General features: G+C 63.5%; 7 protein-coding genes. 5 read left to right on the forward strand and 2 right to left on the reverse strand.

Annotation, left to right across the window (positions count from 1 at the left end):
• Window positions 1–125 precede the first annotated feature (125 nt).
• Entirely contained in the window at window positions 126–1,298 is a 1,173-nt protein-coding gene (gene glgA / locus RWT78_RS26855) for a glycogen synthase (protein WP_314682076.1), read from the reverse strand.
• A 132-nt stretch (window positions 1,299–1,430) separates the two neighbouring features.
• Between glgA and glgC the strand changes: the two genes are divergently transcribed.
• A complete protein-coding gene (gene glgC, locus RWT78_RS26860) occupies window positions 1,431–2,645 on the forward strand; it encodes a glucose-1-phosphate adenylyltransferase (RefSeq protein WP_003945185.1) in 1,215 nt (404 codons plus the stop codon).
• Here the strand turns inward: glgC and RWT78_RS26865 are convergent.
• Window positions 2,642–3,277 (reverse strand): O-methyltransferase, encoded by a 636-nt coding sequence (locus RWT78_RS26865; protein ID WP_007736091.1) that lies wholly within the window; start codon window positions 3,275–3,277, stop codon window positions 2,642–2,644. The two genes, glgC and RWT78_RS26865, sit on opposite strands and share 4 nt — an antisense overlap.
• Before the next feature lie 330 nt (window positions 3,278–3,607).
• On the opposite strand from RWT78_RS26865, the gene sigE reads away from it, so the two are divergent.
• From sigE to tatB, 4 genes are all read left to right on the forward strand, one after another.
• Entirely contained in the window at window positions 3,608–4,204 is a 597-nt protein-coding gene (gene sigE / locus RWT78_RS26870; protein WP_029255812.1) for an RNA polymerase sigma factor SigE, read from the forward strand.
• A gap of 52 nt (window positions 4,205–4,256) precedes the next feature.
• A complete protein-coding gene (locus RWT78_RS26875; protein ID WP_003945180.1) occupies window positions 4,257–4,616 on the forward strand; it encodes a hypothetical protein in 360 nt (119 codons plus the stop codon).
• Between the two features lie 75 nt (window positions 4,617–4,691).
• Window positions 4,692–6,170, forward strand: coding sequence for a trypsin-like peptidase domain-containing protein (locus RWT78_RS26880; RefSeq protein ID WP_065351193.1), 1,479 nt, complete (start codon window positions 4,692–4,694; stop codon window positions 6,168–6,170).
• Window positions 6,171–6,244: 74 nt separating this feature from the next.
• Window positions 6,245–6,628 (forward strand): Sec-independent protein translocase protein TatB (tatB, locus tag RWT78_RS26885; protein WP_314682083.1); only part of this gene is annotated, 384 nt, incomplete at its 3' end.

Below are 6,628 nucleotides of genomic sequence, written 5' to 3' on the forward strand. Positions count from 1 at the left end.
GGATGGGACCGTCGGCGAGACACCTGACGCCCGCCGATCTGGCTGCCGCCGTGGCGAAGCTGCCGCAGCCGAGCACCGTCACCGCGTCGGCGACGGTCTCGACCTATCGCAAGATCTGACGCGGATCAGCGTCTCGTGACGGCGTCCGCGTAGACCTCGAGCGTCTGCTTGGCGATTTCGGCCCAGGAGAACTCGTCGATCGCACGGATCCTGCCCGCACGACCCATCGCGTCGGCGCCTTCTCGGTCGGCGACAACGGCATTGACGGTGGCCGCGAGCGATTCCTCGAATGCGTTCGGCTCGTAGGCGTTGTAGTGCACGAGTCGACCGGTGACGCCGTCGGCGACCACCTCGGGGATGCCGCCGACGTCGGAAGCGACCACGGCGGTCTCACACGCCATGGCTTCGAGATTGACGATCCCGAGGGGTTCGTACACCGAAGGGCAGACGAATACCGTTGCTGCCGAAAGTATTTCCCTGATCTGCTCGGTCGGGAGCATCTCGCGCACCCAGTAGACATTGCCCCGGTGCCGGGCGAGTTCGGCCACCGCCTTCTCCGTCTCGGCGGCGATCTCCGGCGTATCGGGAGCGCCGGCGCACAGCACGAGCTGAATCTCCGGGTCGAAGTGGTGGGCTGCCGCGACGAGGTGCCCGACGCCCTTCTGCCTCGTGATGCGTCCGACAAAGGCCACGATGGGTTTTGCCGGGTCGACGCCGATCGACGCGAGTGCGGACTGTGCTCCCGGCGCAGATCCCCCGGGATGCCATACCTCGGTGTCGATTCCGTTGCGGACTACGTGAACGCGACTCGGATCGACAGCGGGGTACGCGTCGAGGACGTCGAGTCGCATACCGGAACTGACGGCGATGATCGCGTCTGCGTGCTCGACGGCGTTGCGTTCGGACCACGACGAGATCCGATAGCCGCCGCCTAGCTGTTCGGCCTTCCACGGGCGTCTGGGCTCGAGTGAGTGCGCGGTGAGGATGTGCGGCACGTCGTAGAGAGCCGACGCGAGATGCCCGGCCAGTCCGGTGTACCAGGTGTGGGAGTGGACGATGTCGACACCGGCCGCGGCGTCCGCCATGCGCAGTTCGGTGGAGAGCGTCGTCAGGGCCGGGTTGGATCCGGCGAGAGCGGGGTCGGGAGAGTGGACGATCGCGCCTTCGCGCGGGGCGCCCATGCAGTGCACGTCGACCTCGCACAGCAGTTTCATCTGAGCGACGAGCTCGGTTACGTGTACTCCTGCGCCGCCGTAGATCTCCGGCGGGTATTCCTTGGTCATCATCGCGACTCGCACGCGCTAAACCTAACCGCCCGTGGTCGATCCGGCTACCGATCACGTTATCCCCGACCGTTCGGAGGGGGACACGATCGGACCTCTCGGACTGCTTCGCTAGCGGGAGTTCACCAGTGCGGATAGGTTAGCGGTGTGAGAAGCCAGCCGCATGTGCTTGGAATCGTGCTCGCCGGGGGCGAGGGCAAACGCTTGTATCCGCTGACCGCGGACAGAGCGAAGCCCGCAGTGCCCTTCGGAGGTGCATATCGACTTATCGACTTCGTGTTGAGCAACCTTGTCAACGCGGGATATCTGCGTATTTGTGTGTTGACGCAATACAAGTCACATTCACTCGACCGCCACATTTCGCAGACGTGGCGATTGTCCGGGTTCGCGGGTGAGTACATCACCCCGGTCCCGGCCCAGCAGCGGCTCGGGCCGCGCTGGTACACCGGCAGTGCCGACGCAATCCTGCAGTCGCTCAATCTCGTTTACGACGAGGACCCCGAGTACATCGTGGTTTTCGGTGCCGACCACGTGTACCGGATGGATCCGGAACAGATGGTTCAGCACCACATCGAATCCGGGGCAGGCGTGACGGTCGCGGGTATTCGTGTACCGCGAAGTGAGGCTTTTGCTTTCGGCTGCATCGACAGTGACGAGTCCGGACGCATCACCCAGTTCCTGGAAAAGCCCGCCCATCCTCCCGGGACACCGGACGACCCCAATTCGACGTTCGCGTCCATGGGTAACTATGTGTTCACCACCAAGGTGCTCGTGGACGCCATCCGCGCTGATTCAGAGAATTCCGATTCCGATCACGACATGGGCGGAGACATCATTCCCGCCTTGGTCGCCGCGGGTGAGGCGTCGGTCTACGACTTCAAGGACAACGTCGTTCCCGGTGCCACCGATCGAGACCGCGGCTACTGGCGTGACGTCGGTACCCTCGACGCCTTCTACGACGCTCACATGGACCTGGTGTCGGTGCACCCGATCTTCAATCTCTACAACCGTCGCTGGCCCATCCGCGGCGCCACCGAGAATCTCGCGCCCGCAAAGTTCGTGAAGGGCGGACTCGCGCAGGAATCGGTCGTCGGTGCGGGGTCGATCCTGTCCGCGGCGACCGTGCGCAATTCGGTACTCAGTTCCAACGTGATGATCGAGGACGGTGCGACCGTCGAGGGCAGCGTGCTGATGCCGGGTGTGCGCATCGGCAAGGGTGCCGTCGTACGGCGAGCGATCCTCGACAAGAACGTCGTCGTCGGTGACGGCGAAATCATCGGCGTCGATCTCGAACGTGACCGCGAACGATTTGCCGTCAGTCAGGGTGGCGTCGTCGCCATCGGTAAGGGCGTCTGGATCTAGAGCTTGCTCGCGCAGAGGAGGCCGTCACCGAGGGGGAGGAGGACTCGAATGAGTCGCTCGTCCTCGGTCACGGCCTTTGCCGCTTCTCGGACCGCAACCGTTGTCGCGTCGCGTGCGGAGCTGTCGGCTACGCGGCCGTCGGCCAGGGCGTTGTGCAGAACGATGACACCGCCGGAGCGCAGCAGACGGACACCTTCGCGGACGTAGTGCGGGTGGTCGATCGCGGCGCAGTCGACGAACACCAGGTCGTAGCCGCCGTCGGCGAGCCGGGGAAGCACGTCGAGAGCCCGTCCGTTGATCAGGCGAGTGCGTGCGGGAGCGATTCCGCTTTCGCGGAAGGTCAGCTTGGCGGCCCGCTGATGTTCGGGTTCGCTGTCGATCGTGGTCAGGACGCCGTCGTCGCGCATTCCGTGCAGAAGCCACAGGCTGCTCACGCCGGCTCCGGTACCTACCTCGACGGCCGTCTTCGCGTCGAGCATCCTCGCGAACATCGCGAGCGTCGCGCCGACGGCGGGCGTCACCGGATGGGCTCCGAGATCCAGCGCTCGATCTCGCGCCGCGGTCAAAATCTCGTCCTCGGAAACTACGTCCTCGACGTGGCGGAGTATCTGTTCGGCGTGGGTCACGCTCATGAGGTTATCGGGCGGTTCGGATTGTCGCTGCAAGGCGCGCAGTCACCAGGATTCTCAGGAATCCCTCAGGCTCCTCATATGGCGTGCACACCGCGATGAGAAAAGGTGTATACATCGCCGGATCGAAGATCGCACGGCGGTATCGATTTCTACCAAGTTGATCTTTCGCAGCTCGGTGATCGGGAACAAATCACAGCATCGGCTGGTTCTCCCGAATATCGCGCATCACGTGATTCGGACAACGCGGTGATCGAACTACGCGATCCCGAGCAGGAGGATCAACTTATTTACCAGGTCAACGACGAGCCTCGCCCTCGAGAGTCGGAAGTTTTGACGACGGAATCGGCTGTGGATTCCGAATTGATCGGCACTGCTGTGTTCGATGCAACTGGTGAGAAGTCCTCCATGCCGTCTTGGGACGAACTCGTGCGTCAGCACGGTGACCGGGTGTACCGCCTGGCCTACCGGTTGTCAGGCGATGCCCAGGACGCCGAGGACTTGACGCAGGACACCTTTATCCGGGTGTTCCGCTCGCTCTCCGATTATCAGCCCGGAACTTTCGAGGGCTGGTTGCACCGCATCACCACAAACCTGTTCCTCGACATGGTTCGCCGACGCAATCGCATCCGTATGGAAGCGCTGCCCGAGGACTACGACCGCGTTCCCTCGCCCGGTCCGGACCCCGAGCAGATCTACCACGACGCGCGCCTCGACGCAGGTCTGCAGGCCGCACTGGACTCACTCGCACCTGAATTTCGTGCCGCTGTCGTGCTCTGTGACATCGAAGGTCTGTCGTACGAGGAAATCGGTGCCACACTGGGAGTGAAGCTCGGAACGGTTCGTAGCCGTATCCATCGTGGGCGACAGGCGATTCGTGATCATCTGGCTGCGCAGCGCGCAGCCGAATCCGAGCTCGTCGGTTTCTGACGGTCGGGTTCGAGCTACAGAGCGGGACGTGGTCAATCACCTGGAGGGACGAATGACGGAGGCGCGGGCACATCGCCAGTTCGGTTCGACCGAACATCTGGCCAGCGAGGCAATCGCTGCCTACGTCGACGGAGAACTCCGAATGCAGGCCTACTTGCGGGCCTCGCATCACATCTCGATCTGCGCCGAGTGCGCTGCGGCCGTCGATGCTCAGCAACAGGCACGTGGTGCGCTGCGTCGAAGCGGCGAGATGACGATGCCGTTGTCCCTGGTGGGACTTCTCAGCCAGATTCCTTCGTGCAACAGTCCGACTACCGGGCCGAATTCGGAAAACGCCGACAGTTCCGTCGGTAATCAACCCGCCGGCTTCTCCACCATCAGCAAGAGGTTGTCCCGTCGCTGGCGCAAATGACGCCGCGCGCCAGCTTCCCGGCGCGGATCAGTGATACTGGACCATGTGACTGACGGAAAAAGGGGGCACTCCGGAGTGAGTTCGGATTCTTCGGCAAACGGTTCGGTGGACAGACCGGCAGATGCGCCGGTTCTCGACCCCCGTCCGGTCTATCGACCCCAGATCGATCCGGCCTCGCGCCAGGTGTTCGGTCGGCCGAGTGGAGTCGAGGGCTCGTTCACTCCGGTGGCCGCGCGATCGACTCCGTCCTCCGATGTCGTGATCGGGACTCCGGACCCGGTTCTGGCCGAAGCCTTCGGTCGACCCGCAGACGCCACCGAGTCGATCGGTCGCGATCCCGAGGCGACGGCGAACAACACGCCCGACGAAGAAACGCCGCGTGATCCGTGGCGTGATCCTGAATCCGCCGTCTCGCTGGGCAAGCCCGCAGAGTCCGAGGCGCCGGTGCAGTTGCCTCCCGCCCAGAAACTCGACGTGCGTGAGCTGTTGTTCGGTCGCAAGGTCGCCCCCTCGGCGCTGGCCGCGCTTGCGGGCATGGCGCTTGTCATCGCTCTCGTCGGTGGGTTGCTTGCCACTGTCATCACTGCCGATCGCAGTTCACTCACCAGCTCACGTGTCACGCTCGTTCAATCCGGCGGTGGGGAACAGCCGGAGTCTCAGGTGGCGAAGGTCGCCGACGCGGTACTGCCATCCGTGGTGTCGATTCAGGTCGCCGTCGGCGACCAGGGCAGCACGGGTTCCGGTGTGGTCATCGACGGCGCCGGATACATCGTCACCAACAACCACGTGATCTCCTCGGCCGTTCCGCCCGCTCAGGACGCGAAGATCCAGGTGATCTTCTCCGACGGAACCAAGACCGACGCCCAGATCGTCGGACGTGACGTCAAGACAGACCTCGCAGTGCTCAAGGTGTCGGCGAACAATCTGACGGTCGCTCAGCTCGGAAAATCCGAGGATGTTCAGGTGGGCGACGACGTCGTCGCCGTCGGCTCACCGCTCGGATTGAGCAAGACTGTCACCCGCGGGATCGTCAGTGCACTGAACCGGCCTCTGCGGTTGTCGGGTGAAGGCACTGACACCAACGCCGTCATCGACGCCGTCCAGACCGACGCGGCGATCAATCACGGCAACTCCGGTGGTGCGCTCGTCGACGACGAAGCCCGCGTCATCGGCATCAACACCGCAATGCTCAGTGAGTCCGGTGGTTCGGTCGGGCTCGGCTTCGCGATTCCGATCGACACGGTCACCGAGGTGGCTCAGACCATCATCCGCGACGGCAAGGTTCATCACCCCGACATCGGCGTGAACGCCCGCACCGCAGTCAACGACGCGACCAGCGGCGCGGCAGTGGCCAATGTCCGCGACGGAAGCCCCGCTCAACGTGCGGGGATCGTCGAGGGTGACGTCATCGTCAAGGTCGGTGACCGACCGGTGACAAGTGCCGACGAATTGGTGGTTGCGGTCAACGCGACGACCGTCGATCAGCCGGTCAACGTTCAGTTGATCCGCGACGGACGACAGGTCGACATTTCGGTCACGCCGGTGTCGGACTGATCGGACCCTGCGATCTTCCTGTGAGGTTGATCCGGACATGCGCGCACCGAGCGAGCACACAGTAGGCTGACCCTGTGTTTGGCAACATCGGTTGGGGCGAGTTCATGATCCTCCTCGTAGCGGCTCTGGTCATCTTGGGACCTGAGCGGCTTCCTGGTGCGGTCTCCTGGGTCACGAAATCCCTGAGGCAGGTGCGCGAATATGCTTCGGGCGCTTCCAATCAGCTCAAGGAAGAACTGGGCACCGATTTCGAGGATCTGCGTAAACCACTCGCAGATCTGAACAAGCTGCGCGGAATGACGCCGCGCGCTGTGATCACCCAGCACCTCCTCGACGGCGACGACTCCATCTTCACGGGCAACTTCGACAAGAAGCCGCAGAGCGGAGTGCAGGAGCCGAAGACGCTGTCGAAGGACAAGCCTCTCACCGCCGGCGAACGTCCTCCTGTGGACTTCGAC

The sequence above is a fragment of the uncultured Rhodococcus sp. genome (genome assembly GCF_963525155.1).
Taxonomy (GTDB): Bacteria; Actinomycetota; Actinomycetes; order Mycobacteriales; family Mycobacteriaceae; genus Rhodococcus_F; species Rhodococcus_F qingshengii.

What these genes read in the sequence shown, in the direction of transcription:
- RWT78_RS26865 (WP_007736091.1), bottom strand. Translation starts at nt 3,277, where the DNA reads ATGAGCGTGACCCACGCCGAACAGATACTCCGCCACGTCGAGGACGTA.
- RWT78_RS26875 (WP_003945180.1), top strand. Translation starts at nt 4,257, where the DNA reads ATGACGGAGGCGCGGGCACATCGCCAGTTCGGTTCGACCGAACATCTG.